This is a genomic window from Pontibacillus sp. ALD_SL1 (genome assembly GCF_017355605.1).
Genome location: NZ_CP062974.1, coordinates 3,397,408 through 3,417,701 on the forward strand (window position 1 = coordinate 3,397,408; position 20,294 = coordinate 3,417,701).

Consider the following 20,294-nt stretch of genomic DNA (forward strand, 5'->3'; position numbering starts at 1 on the left):
TTATAACTGGATGGAAGACAACCTACTTAACCACCTTCTTCTTAACCAATCCACTATTCCCCCTCCTCATCGTAACCGCCTCCCACAACGCCTCATCCGACACCGCTTCCTCACCTCTCAGATCAGAAATCGTCCTAGCCAGACGGTGCATCTTCATTTGTACACGATTACTCCAATTCTCTTTTACCGCTCTGTTCTGAAGAAACGACTTCTGCTCCTCTGTTAAAGGGATCATCGTTCGTACTTCTTCTATAGACAGGTCAGCGTTACAACACACTTTCCCGTGCCGTTTATACTGAAGATCACGCGCTGATTGAACCCGCTTCTGTATCTCTGAGGAACTAGGAGCGTCTTCTTTCCTTTCTTGCTGGAGATTCACCGGGGTTAAATGAAGGATAATATCGATTCGATCCTGAACAGGACCTGATACTTTGTTCTGGTAAGCTTGGACATGCTTTGGGGAGCAGGTGCAGTAATGAGTCGTGGCGCCAAGGTAGCCGCAAGGGCAAGGGTTCATGGCGGATAAAAGCAGGAATTTGGCGGGATACGTAACGGTGGCTTGGGCACGACTGATGGTTACACGTCCAGATTCGAGCGGCTGACGAAGCATATCGAGCGTTTTCTTCGGGAATTCGGCTAATTCATCTAAGAAAAGAACGCCATGATTGGCTAACGAAATTTCACCAGGCGCTGGGTTCGAACCGCCACCAATGATAGAAACAGCGGATGCGGAATGGTGCGGGGAGCGAAAGGGTGGTCTTCCTAGCGAGGATAATGAGGTATTGGCGAGTTCATATAAGCTTACATTCTCAAGCTGTGACTCTAGTTCTAACTTTGGCATAATGGACGGGAAACTCTCGGCTAATAAACTCTTCCCACAGCCGGGCGGACCGATCATCATGACGTTGTGACCACCTGCAGCCGCAACCTCAAGCGCACGCTTCGCCTTCTCCTGCCCTATGACTTCTTTGAAATCAACACCAGGAAAAGAAGCTTGGTCCACAGCCAACTCCGTCTTAGGAGGAACAAGTGACAAACCGCCTCCTCTCGATAAATGATCAACGAGCTCCATCAGATATTCGACGTAGATAATCTCAAGCCCATCAATTTCCTGTATCGGAACACTGCAATCATAAGGGACAAAAAGACGTTTGATTCCTAGCTTCTTTGCTGACATGATCGCAGGAAGAATGCCTCGAATTGACTGAACTTTTCCGGTCAACGACAAGGACCCAATGAATGCTGTATCATCTGGAATCACGCCCTTCAGTGTACCGAAACATTTAAGAATGCCAATGGCCATGGCCACATCAAACATGGGGCCGTGCTTCTTCTCCTCGGCGGGTGACAAGTTCACGATTACTCTTCGATCGGTAAAATTAATACCAAAACCTTTTAGAGCGGCAAGGACTCGTTCTTTCGATTCCTTCACCGCAGCACCGGGTAAGCCAACCACCACAACAGATTCTACGCCGTCTAGCTTTTCTACTTCTACTGTTACGGGGTAGCCTTCAATACCTTTTAGGCCGATACTTTGAATGGCTACTGCCATCGCTACACCTCCTCATGCACGGGGGACGGTTTTCGTGCTTCCTTATATAATAGGGGTTCTTCCAAATTGATCAAACGTTTGATCAATAGCAAAAATCTAGCTTGAGAACGCAGAACTATAATACAAAATCCCTTTTCATCTCTTACATTATTAGTGTTGGAATTCAAGCTTTAAATAACAAGTTCGGCGACACACCAAGGATCCTCGCAGCTTGGCGCTGTGATACTCCATCAATCTTTTTAACTTTCCTCAACAAATAGTTCCGCTCTTCCCTTGGCAAGCTCTTCACTTGAGGGATCGCTACCGCACCAAGGATCTGCAAAATTTCTACCCGTGCCTCTTTGTCTGATAACCGCTTCTTCTCTTTTTCAAAGGGCTTGAGAAACTGGTCGTCATTGCTTCTCTCATTAAACTCTCGAAACGCTTCACGTGGTGATGGCTTACTCTCAGAGAACATCTCCAGTACAAATCCTTCATTTAAAAGACCGGACGGAGAGACCGATCTCCCGTAGTACCCCCTGCAGCTACTCCACTCCCACTCGTCAGGAGATTGAACCATCCCTGCCTTGACTGGATTTTGATGAATATACCGGGTCACCGCCAATGCATAACGAAGATCCTCCACCTTCTCACTGCGGAATCGATCCTGAAACAAATGCCCTGTCGTTCGGTACATCCAGTTATAGTACTGAGCATAACTGATTCCAATCCGCTTCATAACTAGTGAAATGCTTTCGTCTCCTTCTTTCAATAGGAGGTGGAGATGATTATCCATCAGGCACCAGGCATATACTTGCATCTCAGTACGGATCTTGTACTTCAGCAGTGTGTTTAAAAATCGATGGCGATCTTCATCACTATGAAAGATTTCTTGTTTATTTGCTCCGCGTAAGATTACATGATAGATTCCATTCCGACTCTTCTTTCTTTTCCCTCGGGGCAATTGATCACCTTCTATTAGAAGAACCTTTAATGTATTATCGATAGTTTACTCCTTTGCCTTTGGGAAAGCGAATGTACACTATTTGAATTTAGGATCGAAATAGGAGGACTAATTTGGAATTCCGCCTAGCAAAAAAACAAAAATATCCAAGTATCACGAGCCAAAATGAAGAATTTAACGAGATCCCCTTGCTCAACAATTCATATAAATAGCTCTTGAAATGAAAAAGAAGCACAGGAACCGTCCCTGTGCTTCTTAAAACCATGGTAAAATTTACATCATATGCTTACATTTAATCTAAAGCTAACTTACATTACTGTCAGGAGCGTTTTTTATGAGTTATGTTCAACCCCCAAGTAAAAAGATCCAAGGAAGATGCATGGTCTCCATTCCCCAACTGAAACATTCTGAATTTATGTTTTTTTCTGTGGAAAACGGCTATATTTACCTCACCCATGCTGAATGGAATCGCATCCCTATATCTTCCATCGATGAAATGGTGAACTCTTCTGCAGGGTGCTGTTTGAAAGGTTCTTTCTATCAACAAGAGCAGTTTATAGATGAGATAGACATAATTATCTCAAATGACAAGGTGCGTCATACATTTATTCAAGATGTCGGACTCTCAACTGAATCAAATCAAGGAAGATTGATAAAAGGGGCCGGTGAAAACGCAGAGAAGATGGAAGTAGAAATAAAGAAGTCTGTTACAAACAGTGATACCATGTTAGAGGTGAAATCCTTTGAGACAAAGAAAACACTTTTTGTGCTTAATACTTCTAAAACGCTATATCAGAGTGGAAATACCCTTTTAGCTTTTGACTACATCGGATCCCCCTATTATATAGAATTTAAAGAAGATTCTATCCCATTGGACTTAAGCATGTTTACCATTAATCACAATATCTATTTCCATAATACTTGCTTACTAAATGGATCTCTAGGTACTGAAAAAATGGAAAATCTTCAGGTGAGCATCCTTTTTAGGGATGAAGAGGTTCTATTTATTAAGGATTATCATGAGATCTACAGATACCACTTCGACCAGCTACACATTTGCGACCAAAGAGGAGACAATGTAACGCTCGCTGTTACTTCTAATGACCGAAACGTATCTTTCATGAAAGTCACACTCCCTCCTAAAGGGATGGATTTGATACAAGATTTAGACCATGATACGGGAACCGATCTCATATATATTCAAAACCAACCCTATCAAGTAACTAAGGAAGAAAAAGGATGGGTATTGGTTCAGTCGACGGACTCTTATCATGAGATCCCCTATTCTGATATTCGAGAAATCAAGGTCCAAAGACAGCCAGACGAGACCCGTTTAGCCTTAAAAATCGATTGCTACTCTCACCAAGATCTAGCAACAGCACCAAGAGAACAAGTAGCCGTCACCATTGCACCAGTTGCACTCCGACCATTAATCGTGAATAGGACAATCCAACTAGAATGTGCACCCAATCAAGCACAAACGTTGCTACGGGCCCAGTATAGAGATTCCAAATTACCGCTGTTATCGAAGGCTACTCTAAATGATTTATATACGAGCTGGAGCAGGCACATGAATGACCTCCTGCTCTATCACTTTTTTGGCGGCTTAGTCCTCCTTCAAAGAGAAATCCATGGCATCCAAAAGAATGAGAATCTTTCTTCATCGACCAAAAGGGAACAGCTCTTACACTTACTATACTATGGCATGGCAGAACAAAAGCGCTTCATCGATCGGGTTTCAGTTGAATTCCCTGAAAAGGTTCTCCATGAGGACAAGAGTCTCTCGAACCAGGTCCCAATTGAACAATATGAGCAACTCCAGTCTCGTTTATTAGCTCTATCATCCCAATATCGTCGTCATCTAGTTGAAGTCCAATCGGCTTTGAGACCTCTATCTTCTGCTATTATTCCAAAAGCAGAAATAGATGAGTACGATCCTTACAAGAAGAAAGGTTATGGAACATCTCTAGCTTTGGGAGGACTTGGGCTTGCCACTGGCGGATTAGGGTATGTAGCAGCCGCAATTACGGCTTACAACACATATCAATCTAATAGAGAAAAAGAAAAGAAGAAACAGCACCAAGAAAAGAGCGATCAGCTAAAGATCGATTTCCACCTACATCAAGCACTTGATGCCTTTGATCACCTAGTCGAAACAATGCTCCCTTACTATGTGGCACAAGTTAGCAAGTCCTTCTATCAGACTACAAAGAAGAACGTTCCCTTTATCTTAAATGCAAGCATTACTAATCTCGAAACGAGGAAGCAAATCATTTTCAACAAACTCACAGATGCATATGCGTTGAAACACTTCCCGTTAGATCTACAGGAAGATCTCTATTTAAATGACATCTTAAAGAGTCTTATGGTAAAAAATCAAGAACAGCAGCAACTGCTTGAATAATGGAGGAGGAATGAAGATGATCAATAGAAATCCCTTTAGACCAGAAGGATGGCAACAAACAGACCCTTTCCTTGATATGAACCAAAATCATATCCCTGACCAACACGACCTATTTGAAGACTTAGATCAAAATGGCATGGCTGATGAGCACCAAGTAACTTTAGATTTAGATAAAGACGGTGTTCCGGATCACAATGACATCACGCTAGACTTCGATGAAAATGGGATTCACGATGAGTACGACGTTGAGTTTGATATGGACCATGATGGAATGAATGATATAAATGATCTGAATGTGGATTTAGACGGGAATGGGATCACTGATGGTTTGGTGTAACTTAGAAGCGCGGGGACGGTTGTAGTGCTTCCTACGTAATATTTTATTAAACTAAAAAGAAGCATAGGAACCGTCCCTATGCTTTACTAATAATTAAATGTTGTACATATCCTTTATTTCATTAATTTCAGTCACAATATCTTTGTTCGAATCTTTTTCTAGATTACTTATAGTATCCTTAATTAATTTTCGTGAACTTGCAGGTGCCTCATTCAATATATCTCCTATATTATCCCTGATAATACTTAAAACAGTCTCCCTCACTAAAAGGCTAGAGTAATTAGAAAGCTCTAACAATTTTTTGTAGTACCATGTGATTTTATCCGTGTACTGAAAGCTGATTAAAACCTCTTCAATAAGTTGATTATCTTCACCTAAAAATATTTCCTCTGCCTCTTCAATCGTCCATGAGGGATTTTCCTCACCATTCTCCACTTCAAAATTGAAAGTTCTAAGTTTCTGCAGAAACTCATCAAAATTCTCAGCAACTTGGATGATCTCTTCAAGTTCTTGATCAATATATATAACAATAGGATTTTTATATTGATAATCAAGCGCAAACCATTGGTTTCCCTCTCCACTAAAAATTATTAAGTTATGAGGAAGCCCCCACTCTTTACTTAAATAAGAAGAATCTAATATACCCGGACTGCCTCCTCCATAAATATGATCTATTACCAAATAGTCTTCTTCATTATCTAAAATCACTGCATTATGTTTTAGATAGCCCCCATTTTGAGTTAAAAGAACATCTTTATAACTCGTGGGTAACTGTTTGCTCAAGGTATTTTCTATCTCTTCTAACCCGTTTACCGTAATTGGAGATAATCTATAAATGTCTTCTTCATTATTCTCTATATCCCATATCATCATCTATAATAATCCTCCTAAATGTTATAAGTATATTTTCGATATAGATTTTTCATTACCTTCCACTAATTAGAATTACTTATTTACAAAATACCCCTAAAATATAAAGGTAGCGATCACTTTGTACGTGAAGAGTGAGGAAGGTTTTAATGCATCCTTCCAACCAATATATTCATATAGAAAAGAAGCACGGGAACCGTCCCCGTGCTTCCTCTTTTTTCAGAATTCCTACCAGCGGGTTCTTTCTAGAATTGCTCCCTCATAGATTGAAAGATATAAAGAGGTGATCATGATGACGAATTTTATGAAGACGCATTTAATTCGATTGAGAAACGGCGTTTATGTTTCCAAGAGCGACCCGAACTATTTGGAAAAATATTTACGTTTTTACCCCGATGACACAGAGAAGGTAGTAGAGTATGCCGACTCCCTCCTCGAAAAAGGAGAGAACGAAAAGGCGATGAAATGGTTCGAACGCGCTGCTTCACAAGGGAGTTATCGTGCCCTTCAAATTCTTCGGCAGCACAAGGAAACAGAGAAAGTCAATCGGGCAAAAAGAGCTCTCAAGCTTGAACAAGAACGAAACCGTCAAAAATGGATTTCGAGGGCTTATCTATTCACCCTTTTAGGATTCGCCCTGCTATTATTTCTCATAGCTCTCTATTTCTTCAAGGAACGTTTCTATGTTCACCAAACCGAAGAACATATCTACACGACGCAGACATTCCATCACGATGTGTATCCGTTTTCTGAAGTAGATCCCGAAGAACAACTTCACCTTCTTGTGGTCGCCAATTCATTAAACCAGTACCGTGATCTTCACGGGTTCTATCCCTCTTCCTTGGATACGCTTGTGTCTCTCTATCCTTCTAATTACCTCAGTTCCATCCCTTCCTCCATCAAAATAGAGAAAGCGGGGCATCACACTTTTCTGGTCGAAGGGGGCTTTCATTACGAATTGAAAGGAGCTTCTGAAGAACGACTGGAACTCCATTTTGACAAAGAGGCAAATGCTTTAGGTTTGGTTCACAACGGAACCCCTTTGTTGGCATTCCTTGTTGCCTCGGGCACAGCGCCCCTTCCGTTCAAGGAGTCCTCTGTCTTAAAACGCGTCGTGAATCCCAATGGAGGCGATACCATTCTCGGAACAAGAGGGCTTGTTTTGCATGATGACTATGCATTACATGGCACAAACGACGGAGGTGAAATCGGATCCCGTGTCACGAAAGGATGCTTGCGCTTCGAAAATGCAGACATTGAAGCCCTCTATCCCCTTGTGTCCCTCGGCACCCCGTTTAAGGTTCTACCTCTTGCGAAACCTCCGCTTTTAACGGAGGAGGATATCCCCTTTTCTATGACTGGACCCCCTATGCATACAGAATCTTCTCCTGAGACCGCTTTCCATTGGAAGCATTAAAAAAGGAAGTGAAGCGCGGGGACGGTTCTCGTGCTTCTTTGTAAAAAGGGGGTCTTCTTACTTGATCAAACGTTTGATCAATCTTATACATCTAACGGGAGACCCCAAACTACTTGGATCTCCTTCACCTTTAGACGTTGAAACAAAAAATTCAACTAAAAACCACAGAAACCGCCCCTATGCTTCCGCTCAATGATATCTTTTAGTCCAAGGGAGGATTCACTTTATATGAACCACAGCAAACGAATACTGTTGTCGATCATTTTATATCTCATTCCCTTTATTTTGATTGTCTTATTTGTTCCACCAGGCCTTGTTCGGTCTGGTCTAATAGGAGGGATTGTATTTTTTACTATTATGACTGTGCGCCTTATAGACAAGAAAGTGTCTAAAACAAATTAGGAGCTGTTGTGGTTCAACCTAATAATACCACGGGGAACTGGACCACTGGTTCTCAAGAAAACCTTCCATATGCTTTACTTCATTTTATTTATGGTGGTTATCTCCTAATAAAAGACATCTTCACTTAACCACCTTCTTCTTAACCAACCCACTATTCCCCCTCCTCATCGCAACCGCCTCCCACAACGCTTCGTCCGACACCACTTCCTCACCTCTTAAATCAGAAATCGTTCTTGCCAGACGGTGCATCTTCATTTGTACACGATTACTCCAATTCTCTTTCACCGCTTTGTTCTGAAGAAAGGACTTCTGCTCCTCTGTTAAAGGGATCATCGTTCGAACTTCTTCTATAGACAAGTCAGCGTTACAGCACACTTTCCCGTGCCTTTTATACTGAAGATCACGCGATGCTTGAACCCGCTTCTGAATATCTGAGGAACTAGGAGCGTCTTCTTTCCTTTCTTGCTGGAGATTCACTGGGGTTAGATGGAGAATGATATCGATTCGATCCTGAACAAACAGGACCTGATACTTTATTCTGGTAAGCCTGAACATGTTTAGGGGAGCAGGTGCAGTAATGGGTCGTAGCGCCAAGGTAGCCACATGGGCACGGGTTCATGGCGGATAAAGGCAGGAATTTAGCAGGATACGTAACGGAGGCTTGGTCTCGACTGATGGTTACACGCCCGGATTCGTGCGGCTGACGCAGCATCGCCATGAGGACGTATGGATAAAAATTTTAATATATAAATAGATAATATCTTGCCCTATTCTTGCTTCGAACAATAAAAAAGCCCCCACCAATTAAGGTAGTAGGCCACTTATGACGAGTTTCTTCTATATATAATTAACTCTAATTATCTTGCTCACCAGAAAGCAAAACTGCTTTATCTTCTTTTAAAATGCTGTTTGACTTCTTATAGTTTCTGAAACCATATTGTACTTCAGATACAACTTGGTCTGTTCCAGAAGTTATAGGCTCTGCACTTAGTTGATAGTACATATCAAATTTTTGTAGTAACTCCACTTTAACTAACTCAGGTGGTGTTACAACAATCCATTGAAACTTCAACTCTTCAGCGATAGCCAAAATTGGATCAACGATATGATCACTAACAGCTACACTAAACGGGTTATCTGTTATTAAAATCTTCCAGTTGCTATTATCTTCATTTGTTCGCTTAAACGATGTAAGCATCATTAATAATAATGTCCTTGCGCTAAATAGCTGTCCACCACTTCCAGCAGGATCTGTTTTGGAAGATTCATTAATTGTTTCCCACTCTGTATAGAACTCTTCCTTTGGCGGCTCATACAAAAAGCTATTCTCCTCGTGTAAACGATATAGCCATAAGGTTGGATATTGGTAATTAAATGCAGATAAGATGATATTCTTGGTACTGATCTTTTCTTTTAACACCCTTTGCGGAACATCGTTTACATCTTGAAAATCAGCAAATATCTCTGTAATAACCTTGTCAAACAAATCATCAATAGCACCTTTTATTTGCTCAGTTTCCCTTGGAAGTAAATTATCCCTTTTTAATTTTACAAGCGGAAATGTTAACCGGCTTTTATTTGTAATACGCATTGCTTTAATCATTTTTCGTAAGTGCTCTACAATTTGAAGTGCATATTTACAAGCGTGTTCTACCCACTCCTTTTTAGCTTCTTCTGCTGTGTTTCTTTCTTCCTCAGCTTCAGCAATTTCATTACTTGCCAATAAATCTAAACCTTCGATAGATGCCTTTACTTCCTGTAATTCTTCAAAGTCCATATCACTATATACTTTTAAGGCAACATCTTTAATTTCTAAAACCCACTCACTTCGTTCAAAAACTTCTTTCTTCTTTCGATGGATTGATTGTACGGCCGACTTTTTAGTATTTACATTTTTTTGTGATGTCTTGAATGTATTAATCCAATCATCACCAGTTTTGATAGGATCCTTTTTGACTAGTTCCTGCAAATAAGATACAGGATTTAAACCACTGCTAATATTCAGTGTATTTAGAGTTGCACTAACTTTTTGCAAGGTGCTGGTAAAACCACTCAGCTTATCGATCAATTCCCTAATAATATCATTTGCATCTTTTATATCACTTTTATTTTCATCAATTAAATTCTGTATTTCAATTTTCATTTTAGAAAAATCATCTGACTGCCACATTTCAGGTTGTTTCCCGCAGTCTTTAATAATAGATGCTTTCATGTCACCCAATTCATTTTCCAATTTATTTTTCTGAGAGTTAGCATGTTTCATATCCGATTTTAATAGAAGAAGCTCGTCATCAATTTCTTTTACACTTTGTTTCTTTAATTCAAGCCTTTTCTCTAATACCAGCATGGGTTCTTGTGGTACTTCATAGTTCTTCCACTCCCCATTTAATCGGGATAGTGCTTTCTCTTCTTTATTTACAGCCTTTTGAGAAAGTTCTAGTTTAACTCCTAACTTCACTAACTCAGTATTACGACTTTCCATTTCTTGTTGCACAGCTTTCCATTTGTATGTATGGGACTTTAGGTTATCTGCATCCATAGAAAAATTAGGTTGAACATCGCAAAGAGCTTCTGTTCTTACATCTTCAACGTTGACCATAGGAAGCACTTCCTTGACTGTATCAACTAAATTATTCTTACTATCCTTCCAGTCACGATAAGAATCTTTCCAATCCTCAAAATTATCATTTAGTGTACCGAGTTCCTTTTGTTTAGAACTTATTTTACTGTTCATGCTTTGAATCTTAAGTGACAGCTCATATTCTCTTTGCTTTTCGGTCTCGTATATTTTCTTATTTTCTAACCAAGTTTTGAGGCTTTCTATTTCTTTTTTCAAACTCTCTATTTCATTTGAAAAGGAGACGAGTGCATCTGATATATCTATTAGTTCTGCTTTAACGAGCTCTACTTGCTTTTCTACCTCAGGTTTTTCTCTTATTTTTTTAACCAGCTGTGTTTGAAGAGTATGATATTGTTTCTCTAATTCAATAGCGGTAATACTATGGTCAAAGGATTCTAGTTCTGCAACGACTGTTGTAAGTTTATCGATATATTCCTTCGTGTTCTCAATCTCTGATTTAACTTCATCGCTTTTTAAGTATAAAGCCTGTTTATGTTCTGACAAATTGCCATCATGGATGGATAATTCTGCTGCCCTCTGATCTAAAATAACAAACTGCATATCACTTGGCTTTTCTAATTGATTAACCCCAAAAATAGGAATAGGGACACGGAAAAACTCTTTATTGAGCTTTTTAATTTCATCAACATATGCCTTATTTTGATTGGGCACTATTAACCCGTATTTTAAAAGGGGATGATATTTATTAAGCTCCTCCCGTTTTTCGGGCTCTTGTTGTTTTATGTATTCATCTCCGAATAAAACAGGAACTCCTTTTTCATCTAGTAGGGATTTCACTTTATAAACTTCCTCACTCGGAATTAAATAAGGTTTATCATTTTGTTTCACTTCAAATGCTATTTCATATATTTGAATGTTTAACTGATTTAGAGTAAGTTCCCACTCACTTTTTCTGTTTTTTAAAACAGGTATCTCCTCATTCAACCATTTACGAAAATCTTCTATTTCAACAGGATTCATGCGAAGAATATTCCATACCTTTTGCATGATCGCATGCTCTTTTTCTTTTTGATGATCCCGTTGTTGTTTGATTCTCTTTACTTCTTTTTCTTCTGATATTATTTCCGCTTCTAAAGTTGCATGTCTACGTTCTAATATAGTTTTTTCATCCGCTTTTTCAGTTTGCTCTTTAGTTAATTTTGCATGTTTTTTTTCAGTGCCTTTTAACTCTTTACTTTTTTGCGAATGAATTTTGTCGATATCGTAATAAAAATATTCGCCATATATTTCTTTTTGTTTATCAAGTTCCAGTTTGAATTTTTCAATCGACTTTTCAATGACTCCTTTTTCAACTTCATATTTCGTAAGCTGCTCAGTAAACGACCTAACTTGTGTGTTTATAGTTTCGCGTAATTCAATAATATAGTTTTTGTAAGCTTCACTTTCCGTACTTATTCTGTTGATTTCCATAAGTATTGCATTCCATTCACTTTCAATTTCAACTTCAAGCTGAATTTGCAGTTCTTTTGATTCACGATAATCTTGTGACTGTTCAATGGCATTTATTTTTCTACGAAAATTTTGAAGTTCCTGTTCGACCTCATCCCATTTCTTTAACTGTAGTTGAAGTTCCGCTTCATCTTTTTGGTTTGTTAAAGTCACCTTTTCTTGTTCTTTATCATTTTGTATTTGTCCATAAGATAGGAGGGATGCATTGAGTTCATTTAACTCATAATATTTAATTACATATTGCAGATTTCTTTGCTTCCAATCCAGCTCTTGCTTTAGTTTATTTAGCTCTTCTAATTGCTCTCTATGGTCAATAATCTCCTTTTCCAATGAAGAGTTTTCGTTATTTAAGGCAGTTAATATAGAACGCCCTTCGTCTATATGTATATCAAATTTTTCTCTTTCTTTTATAAGCTCAGTCAAACTTAAATTAACTTCTTCATTATGGTTTTTAATTTCAGCATATGCGGAAGCATTCTTTTTCAATTCAGGAAGATTTTTAGTTATTGAAGCGATATTTTTAAACAAAGTAATAAGGTCATTTTCTTCACCTTTTTCATTTAATCTAGCCTCAATTGCTGGAATGATCATTTTAGAGAAAAGGCCATGATTCGTTGTGGCATTCTTATCCTCAAAGTAATTTGCTACTCCGCCCTCATATTGGTTAATGTCAATTAATTGTTCCCAATCCTTTTTTATGACCCCATAACTATCCAAAGTGCTGTAGAATTTCGACTTAGAATTTTCGTTAAATGTAAGAAATTCTTTTTTATTTTCCCTCAGATACTCTAAAAATTCACCGTAAGGCTTTGGTGTGCCTTTTTCTTTGTTGTATAGTGGAATATTATCAATTGTGAATGGATCATATAAACTGTACCCATACTCTCTTACGAATAATGTGTATAGAGGTTCACTATCATTTTTTTCATTTAATTGTGAAGTCATAGCTACTCCAACCAACAAGTGCCTGTCCAAATCTAAATGGAAGTCTATACAACTATAAAATGTATAGGGCTTAAATTGACCATTTTTTGCATAGAAAAAGTGGTTAACTTTATTCTTACCACGACTCCAAGCAGTCTTCGGAATTATAGGTTGAAATAACAGCTGCAAGAGAACACCTTTACCAAACGTGTTCTTCGCTGTGATGATTGCATTTTGTGGTCCTTCATCAGAGCTAAAGTGTAATACTTCATCTTTGTAAATTCTAGTTTGTTGTTTGTAACGTGGACCAACCACTCGGTATTTATTTATTGCTGTCATTAACCTCATCCTCCTTCCTTTGTTTAGCTTCTACTATGGCATCTCGTAACATAGAATACCTTTCATAATTATGGAAAAGGCCCTCGATTCTTTCATATAATTCTGGATACGCATAGACAATATGTTCGTCTCCCTCTAGGATGACATTTAATAAATTGTCATTCTCTAATAGATTTAATGCTTTTTTCATAATGCTAAATTTATTTTTCATAGAAGGGGTTATCTTATTACTATCATCTTTTAAATCTTTACTTAACCAGAACTCCACTTGTTCCCTAATGTTCATTGCCCACTTCTTTTCGTAGTCCTCGTCAGTTTCAACCTTATATTTCCAATAGCTAAACACATTAGTTATAAGCTCTTCTAGTCTATAAAAGGATAAACCACGTAGTTCATAGCGCGATTTCACAGATAAGTCACCATCAATTTCACTAAGATAAATCATTAATATATTACATAACAAATAGAACTCTTTTTTATTTTCAATATCACTGTATTTCTCCTTTAAATGGGTAAAAGATGTAGCAAATATAGACTCTTTCCCATCGGATATCAGTTGGAGCTTTTCGTGTCCTTCTAAAATAATCGTTCCGAAACTTCTTGCGATTTGCTGAACCAAGTCATGTACCTGAGTGTCATCAAAGTAAGACCTTATGACACTTTCATTTCGATCAACCATTTTATGCTTCATCAACTTAGCATAAATATCTGTTGCCATTTTTATTTTTTCTGCGGCCATTCATTATACTCCCCTTTTATATCGCAGTACGTAGGAAGACATCTGAATATCTTCTGTCACGATTTTCTCTCCAGGTTCATACGTTCCATAAATTACTTTTCCTTCAAAGAACCTGATATCACCATCTATTTTTAGCATCCTTTGTAATAGTGTAAACCGTTCATCATTGTACTTTCTATTCTCATGTAGTTCCCCAACAGACAATTCAGATTGAGCAAATAGTGGCCAAAAGTCAATAGCATCACGACTCCACCGCTCAAAAGAACTAATATCCTTTGCAAGAAATTCACCAGTACTAGCTAACTCTTTAAATATTGGATACCAACGATCTACTACTACATCCCAATTGACTTCATGCACATACTTATGCCATGGCTCTTCTTTTTCTTCTTTGAAGTCCGATTCTATCAGTTCTTGTTCATGTACTAATTCTTGTTCCTGCCATATCCACTCCATTGGAAAAATGACATCTTGTTTTGGAGAGAACAATGGACCTAATATCAAATCATATATATCTTCACTTGGGATACCATCCTTATACATATGCTTTTCCCATAATTCCTGATGGAAATTAGCAGTCTTCCTATAAACAAGGGCTAATGGATTGTTTTTGCGTATATCTAATTCAATGGCAATATTTTTATAAACCTCGTCCGTTAGACTAAGGTGTAATTTCGAAGTAGAAAATATTTTGTTTTCTAGCTCTAAGTGTTCCAATCGTGATAGTTCGTTTCCTCTTTCAATCATTTTTAAAGTTGCTAACATCTTTTTGTATAATTCCTGCGCTTCTTCTGATTGGGTCCGAACATCTTCTTTAGATTTTTTTCTAACTTCCCTATTAGTTAATAACACCTTTGGATTTCTCTCTAGTTCGTATCTATAATCCTTCTCTTTTGCTAATAAACGTCTTATTCTCAATGTTAATGCGTCCAATACACCAACAGCTTTGTTAACCCTGCCGGCTCTAATGAGTTGTAACGTGTATAGCTGTTCAACGCTCATATCCATTTCTTCTTCGAATTCTCGAGACATTAAAATCAATCGGATGCTCTCATCGGTCAACTTATAAACGACTGTACCTTTTTTTAATTTCGTATATTCGCGATCTTGTTCTAAGTAAGAAAAGCGTTGCTCCACAAAAATCTGTTTTTCACGATTATAATAATGACCTTTAAAGGAATCCATTCGCTTACTATCACCTTGATAAAAGATTCCGTTCCCTAACCGGATTGCATCATCTTCTTCATAGCCTAGTTTAAAAGTTTCAAGAATTTCACGCACAACCTCATATATATCATCCTTAGTTCTAGCTTCATCATCACGCAGCTCTCGATAATAGACTTCCAACAAAACATTTAGCAATATATCACGAACATAAGGATTTAGTTTCTCACCCAGATTCATACCCGCACCAAACAAGAAGATAGGGTTTAACGACCTTTTTCTTTTCTCTATCCCAATCCATATATCCTCATTAAGCATGATTACCTTCCCCTTTTAATAGTAGGTCAATTGGTAGGACTTCTTGAGGGATACGCTTATCTTCATTCCAAATTTGATAAGCAATCGCAGTGAAGTCTTCATTATCCCGGCCCATTTCATCCAAGAAATAGTTAAAATGATCGTTGTTTTTCTGCTGATCCTTTTTTATAGTGGTCGGACAATGGCATTCCTCCACCATCTTGTAGTAAATTTGTTTAGCTAAAGTTATGTCAAACTCCGGGTTATTAATTTTCAGACGAGCATATATGGAATATCCTGATGGGTCCATATCACCTACATAAAGAAAATGAAAATCGCTGTGCTCTAATATGTCTTTTATGTATTTAATGCTTGATTCGATATGTGTTCCTTCTGCGTATATAATCATATTTAATTCCAGGCCCACAATTGGTTTGTACATTCTAAATAATCTTCTACAAGCATGGAAAAACGATAAATTTTCAATGATTAAAATACGTTTAATTTCAGTAAAACTGCTAACTCTAGGATGTACAAAATATGAGAATGGCTCACCATAGTTCTCAATTTTCAAATCGTGCTCAGTTAATTTTAATCTACCTAAAAGGTGTACACCTTCTTCATTAAGGAATTTCTCATCCTTAAATAATTGATAGGACCGACTCGCTTTAGATTCCCACTCCCATTTATCCTTTTCCCCTAAAAAATTATAAATGCTTAATATGTTCTCCCAGGTTGATACATTCTGCTTTTCAGGATTGGTGATAAAATAACTAATATCTAACCGATCTGACACTTGGAAAATTTGTTCTTGGGTCCATTTAGGAATAGCCTTTGTTCTAATGATTCTCCACCTTATTGGTAATGGCGGTTTACGGTTATTAGTTGTTTTGATATGAGATTTCATTGGTTTAATCTTTAAGGAGGAACTTAGTTCATTTATGGTGGTGTAAAATAATTCATATCCTACATCATCCTGGTAATCATTAAGGCTGTCATATCTATCAATAATATAGTTCTCCAGATCTAAAATATTGAACTCTACGTTTTTATGTTGATTTAAGTAGGCGGTTATTAAATCCTTCATTTTCTCAATTTTGTTCATTTGCCACTCACCTTCTTTCTCCAAAAGCTTTACCACCTTTTATCTCTTTTATTTCGACTTTGAACTATAATCTACTTCTTCCTCGTTCGTCGGATCTGTAATTTTAACCTTTTCTCCATTTGAATTAACGCGATAATAGCCTGTCTCATCATGATGAAAGTTTCCCCCACAATTCTTTAAGTAGGCCTTTCCATATTCACTTTCGAAATCAAATGGATTAAGTCCAAGTGTTTTTTCGGCTTCAACGATAGCGAGTTGGATAAAATCAGCAGCTAAATTTGCTCTGCTAGTTTCTAATTGTTTAGCGATATACTGTAAACGAAAATTCGTTTCATTTTCTATAGACACTGAAAACTTTACTGGCTTAGGTATCTTTTCTATTTCCAAAATTGCTACACGTTCATTTACGTATTTTTCAATTGAACTCATTTTTGACTTCTCCCCTTACCCCTTAAGATAATATATATAATATTGTTTAAAAGAATACTAAAAGTATTATTGATGTAATTATCTTACACTCACACAACACCGGTCAAGAAATATTTTCCAATAAATACAATTTAATAAGCTGTACTACTTTTTTAGATAAAAGTTTATTTCGATAGTGGACTAATACTTCTCTTTAAGTTTTCACTTAACCAATAAACTATTTAATTACTAAATACTGTATAATTGTCTAAAAGATCGGAAGATTAGAAGGAATTGTTAAGTTACTATTGGAGGAAATAAGTATGTACATTTTAATAATAACGAATTCGATGGACCTTACCGTCGATAGTATTATCCATCGTTTCAGTGAAAAGGTTTGTTTTTTTCGTTTTAATACTGATAAATTTAATGACTATGATATAGAGGTTACTAATGTCGATACAGTTATTTCAAATACAATAACAAACATTTCAGTTAATATTAATGATTGTCATGGGGTTTATTATAGAAAGATTACTTTACCGGATCTCCAAGGTTTTGATGCTAAATATAGGAATCTAATGTACAAAGAAATGATGACTATAATAGAAGGAATAGCAGAAAATGCTGGAAAAGTAGCATTAACTAGACCTTCAATTCTTAAAAAAGCTGATAACAAGATTGTTCAAATACAGATAGCAAAAGAAGTTGGTTTTACGGTTCCACCCTCTCTACTTACCAATTCAAATAGATCGGCCCGAGAATTTGTAGCAACTCAAGAAAGCTCAATTGTAAAACCTATATCAGTTGGAAGAGTTAATACAAGCCAGACCGCTAATTTCATTCAAACAAATATAGTCAAAGATACAGGAAATATCGAAGGACTTGAATTTTCACCTGCCTATTTTCAGGCATATATGGAGAAAGATTATGAAGTACGATTAACCATTGTGCAAGGTGTATGTTTTGGTGTTAAAGTGGAATCTTCGAACAATGTTGACTGGCGTAAAAAAGATGCCAAAGTACACTACAGTAAAATTAAAGTTCCAGAGGATATTGAAAATAAATGTTATGAAATGATGGACAAGCTCGACATACATTTTGCTGCATTTGATTTCATAGTAAACAAACAAAATTATGTCTTCTTAGAACTAAATGCAAATGGTCAGTGGCAATGGCTTGAGGAAAAGCTGAATCTAGGTATTGCAGATAAAATTGTGGAGTACTTAACTGGAGAAGATAAGAATGATGAGAAATAAAATAATATTATTCCTTTGCAAGATTTTATCGTATAGTCCCATTATAAGAATATCTGATGATTTGCGATTTGGAGAAATTAAAGAAAGTTCCCTAGGGCGATTAAGGATATCTTTCCTAAGTTTTAATTGGGGTAAGAGGATCGTTCATTTAATCACTTTTTGCTCTGCCACTAAGGAAATAAAAATTTCAAAAATAATTAAATTAGAGGAAGTGTGTAATTATCCCAACGATGAAGCAGATGAAGCTTATGATACCTATAAGGTAGAACTTGAGACAGTTAGTGATGACAAAGTTTTAGTTCACAAAGAAGCACTTATGTACAAAATTAACCAGTTGGAAGGCACAAAGAATAAGACATTTAATAAATATGTTGCTTACATAGCAATAATTGCTTTGATATTGCCGCTATACGGGACACAATTGGGGAAACTTCATAATCTCACTGATGACTATAAGCTATTATTTTTAGTTGCTCTCGCCTATGTTCTAGTTAATTTACTCTTATTTTTCAATGACTTTATGAAAGTCAGAGGATATAATAGAACCCTATTTAGCACAATCCGGAACTCTGATACACCATTGAAAGAACTTACCGAGTTACTCTATTACGAGTGGCGCACTATTAAAGGTGAAAGTAATTTTCAAGTCACTTTAATTAAAAATATAGAAAAGTATATGATATATTTTGTCTTAATTAGCGTTTTCCTTCTTGCTGCTCATACTGCTGAACAACATATTTCAAAAGTACACAGTAGTATAGATATAGAAAAAAGCAGTTCACCATCGACCCTTATCCATTTAACTGAGCCCCAGTCTAATGGTGATTTTCTGAAGATTAATGATTTAGAGCTTACTAACATAAAAAATCGATTGCTATACAGCAATATTGATAAGCTAATAATTTTGTATAATGACGAAACTTCTAGCTTCTCAGCTTTAGTGAAATTCCTAGATATGTATAATGACGGATCTGCTGATATAATAGAATTAAGAGATACCAACACGCAAATGATTTCAGTTATAGTAATTGAGGAGGATTAGATGAAGAAGCCGTATATTAGCCTATATGCTGAAGAGTACCCAATACAAGAGAATATTACCTTGGTATATGACCATTTGACTCAAGTAAATTACTTGGATAAAGAAAAAACTGTACACGCTGCATTTTTTGGACCTCGCGATAAATCCATTGAAACAAGAGTTATTGAAAATAGTGATGATGAAGAAAATTACGCAGGGCCTAATACTACAAGAGCAACTGCTACCTTAGAAGACACTGATGAAGATAACTATCAATTTGCAGGGCCAGATACAACTATACTTAGTGAAACCGTAGAAAACGGAGACGACGTTGAATGTCAACTCGGTCCACCAACTACTAGACAAACTTTTGTAGTTGAAAATGATGATGAAGATGAAATGCTAATGGGCCCTGATTCTACTCGTATTACTAAGACTCTAGAAGCAACAGACCCTGACGAATATCCCATCATATAAATTAACTTTCTACACAACTGTATGTAACCAACCTTTTATAAGCACTGCTAAAACCATCGTAACACAGAGATACGATGGTTTTTTTGTAAGTACCCTAAGTTCCTATTACTATATTAAGAATAATAATTATTCACTAACCTTGAACCGTGCTCGTGCTTCCTCAGTTTCCTCAGTCTCTAGCAAAATAACCTGGCGAATTCTAATAAATTCAGTTTACCGAAAATTCCATATAATAGAAGGTTTATTATCAAATTTGTTGAACTTTGTAAAAGAGAGGAGGTGTAATAATGGCAAACAAAGATAATCAGTACGTTGTAAGACATGGAGATAAATGGGCTGTTCGTGGTGAAAACAAATCAAGGGTAGCAAAAACATTCGATACTCAAAGGGATGCTATAAGTTACGGAAGAGAACGGGCCAAAAGCAACAGTTCAGAATTAAGAATTCAAGGGAAAAATGGTAAGTTTCGAGATTCTGACAGCTACGGGAATGACCCAAACCCACCAAAAGATAAAAAGCATTAGCCAGCATATCCGGAGCTGCCAA

17 protein-coding genes are annotated in these 20,294 nt (G+C 37.1%); 7 read left to right on the forward strand and 10 right to left on the reverse strand.

Going from position 1 to position 20,294, the window contains the following annotated elements:
• Window positions 1-22 precede the first annotated feature (22 nt).
• Together IMZ31_RS16970 and IMZ31_RS16975 are read right to left on the reverse strand one after the other, a co-directional pair.
• The gene (locus tag IMZ31_RS16970; RefSeq protein ID WP_207528436.1) at window positions 23-1,552 is read right to left on the reverse strand and encodes a YifB family Mg chelatase-like AAA ATPase; all 1,530 of its coding nucleotides are present in this window, start codon (window positions 1,550-1,552) and stop codon (window positions 23-25) included.
• Between the two features lie 163 nt (window positions 1,553-1,715).
• Window positions 1,716-2,495, reverse strand: a complete 780-nt coding sequence (locus tag IMZ31_RS16975) for a transposase (protein ID WP_207528437.1) — start codon at window positions 2,493-2,495, stop codon at window positions 1,716-1,718.
• Between the two features lie 334 nt (window positions 2,496-2,829).
• Here IMZ31_RS16975 and IMZ31_RS16980 point away from each other — a divergent pair, with 334 nt between their 5' ends.
• On the forward strand, window positions 2,830-4,899 hold the full coding sequence (locus tag IMZ31_RS16980; protein WP_207528438.1) for a hypothetical protein: 2,070 nt from the start codon (window positions 2,830-2,832) through the stop codon (window positions 4,897-4,899).
• Window positions 4,900-4,915: 16 nt separating this feature from the next.
• The gene (locus IMZ31_RS16985; protein WP_207528439.1) at window positions 4,916-5,236 is read left to right on the forward strand and encodes a hypothetical protein; all 321 of its coding nucleotides are present in this window, start codon (window positions 4,916-4,918) and stop codon (window positions 5,234-5,236) included.
• A gap of 93 nt (window positions 5,237-5,329) precedes the next feature.
• Here IMZ31_RS16985 and IMZ31_RS16990 read toward each other — a convergent pair whose 3' ends face one another.
• Entirely contained in the window at window positions 5,330-6,109 is a 780-nt protein-coding gene (locus IMZ31_RS16990; RefSeq protein WP_207528440.1) for an SMI1/KNR4 family protein, read from the reverse strand.
• Between the two features lie 289 nt (window positions 6,110-6,398).
• On the opposite strand from IMZ31_RS16990, the gene IMZ31_RS16995 reads away from it, so the two are divergent.
• Window positions 6,399-7,523, forward strand: a complete 1,125-nt coding sequence (locus IMZ31_RS16995) for a L,D-transpeptidase (RefSeq protein WP_207528441.1) — start codon at window positions 6,399-6,401, stop codon at window positions 7,521-7,523.
• A 522-nt stretch (window positions 7,524-8,045) separates the two neighbouring features.
• On the opposite strand, the gene IMZ31_RS17000 is transcribed toward IMZ31_RS16995, so the two are convergent.
• The 7 genes from IMZ31_RS17000 to IMZ31_RS17030 all read right to left on the reverse strand — a co-directional run bounded on the left by IMZ31_RS17000 (window position 8,046) and on the right by IMZ31_RS17030 (window position 17,012).
• Complete coding sequence (locus IMZ31_RS17000) at window positions 8,046-8,480, reverse strand: magnesium chelatase subunit ChlI family protein (RefSeq protein ID WP_371825459.1); 435 nt, start codon at window positions 8,478-8,480, stop codon at window positions 8,046-8,048.
• Window positions 8,365-8,643: an ATP-binding protein gene (locus IMZ31_RS24780; protein ID WP_371825460.1), complete on the reverse strand. Its 279-nt coding sequence runs from the start codon at window positions 8,641-8,643 to the stop codon at window positions 8,365-8,367. The genes IMZ31_RS17000 and IMZ31_RS24780 overlap by 116 nt, the downstream gene beginning before the upstream one ends.
• 135 nt (window positions 8,644-8,778) lie before the next feature.
• The gene (locus IMZ31_RS17010) at window positions 8,779-13,278 is read right to left on the reverse strand and encodes a hypothetical protein (RefSeq protein ID WP_207528444.1); all 4,500 of its coding nucleotides are present in this window, start codon (window positions 13,276-13,278) and stop codon (window positions 8,779-8,781) included.
• Window positions 13,262-14,017, reverse strand: a complete 756-nt coding sequence (locus IMZ31_RS17015; RefSeq protein WP_207528445.1) for a DUF6063 family protein — start codon at window positions 14,015-14,017, stop codon at window positions 13,262-13,264. The genes IMZ31_RS17010 and IMZ31_RS17015 overlap by 17 nt, the downstream gene beginning before the upstream one ends.
• Before the next feature lie 3 nt (window positions 14,018-14,020).
• A complete protein-coding gene (locus tag IMZ31_RS17020) occupies window positions 14,021-15,499 on the reverse strand; it encodes a hypothetical protein (RefSeq protein ID WP_207528446.1) in 1,479 nt (492 codons plus the stop codon).
• Entirely contained in the window at window positions 15,492-16,607 is a 1,116-nt protein-coding gene (locus IMZ31_RS17025; RefSeq protein WP_207528447.1) for a Wadjet anti-phage system protein JetD domain-containing protein, read from the reverse strand. Before IMZ31_RS17025 ends, IMZ31_RS17020 begins: the two co-directional genes overlap by 8 nt.
• A 24-nt stretch (window positions 16,608-16,631) precedes the next feature.
• Window positions 16,632-17,012, reverse strand: a complete 381-nt coding sequence (locus IMZ31_RS17030) for a hypothetical protein (protein ID WP_207528448.1) — start codon at window positions 17,010-17,012, stop codon at window positions 16,632-16,634.
• Window positions 17,013-17,314: 302 nt separating this feature from the next.
• On the opposite strand from IMZ31_RS17030, the gene IMZ31_RS17035 reads away from it, so the two are divergent.
• The 4 genes from IMZ31_RS17035 to IMZ31_RS17050 all read left to right on the forward strand — a co-directional run bounded on the left by IMZ31_RS17035 (window position 17,315) and on the right by IMZ31_RS17050 (window position 20,272).
• Complete coding sequence (locus IMZ31_RS17035) at window positions 17,315-18,250, forward strand: MvdC/MvdD family ATP grasp protein (RefSeq protein WP_242705599.1); 936 nt, start codon at window positions 17,315-17,317, stop codon at window positions 18,248-18,250.
• Window positions 18,237-19,292: a hypothetical protein gene (locus IMZ31_RS17040; RefSeq protein WP_207528449.1), complete on the forward strand. Its 1,056-nt coding sequence runs from the start codon at window positions 18,237-18,239 to the stop codon at window positions 19,290-19,292. Before IMZ31_RS17035 ends, IMZ31_RS17040 begins: the two co-directional genes overlap by 14 nt.
• Complete coding sequence (locus tag IMZ31_RS17045; protein ID WP_207528450.1) at window positions 19,293-19,748, forward strand: hypothetical protein; 456 nt, start codon at window positions 19,293-19,295, stop codon at window positions 19,746-19,748.
• Between the two features lie 287 nt (window positions 19,749-20,035).
• Window positions 20,036-20,272 (forward strand): DUF2188 domain-containing protein, encoded by a 237-nt coding sequence (locus IMZ31_RS17050; protein WP_098353075.1) that lies wholly within the window; start codon window positions 20,036-20,038, stop codon window positions 20,270-20,272.
• Window positions 20,273-20,294 lie beyond the last annotated feature (22 nt).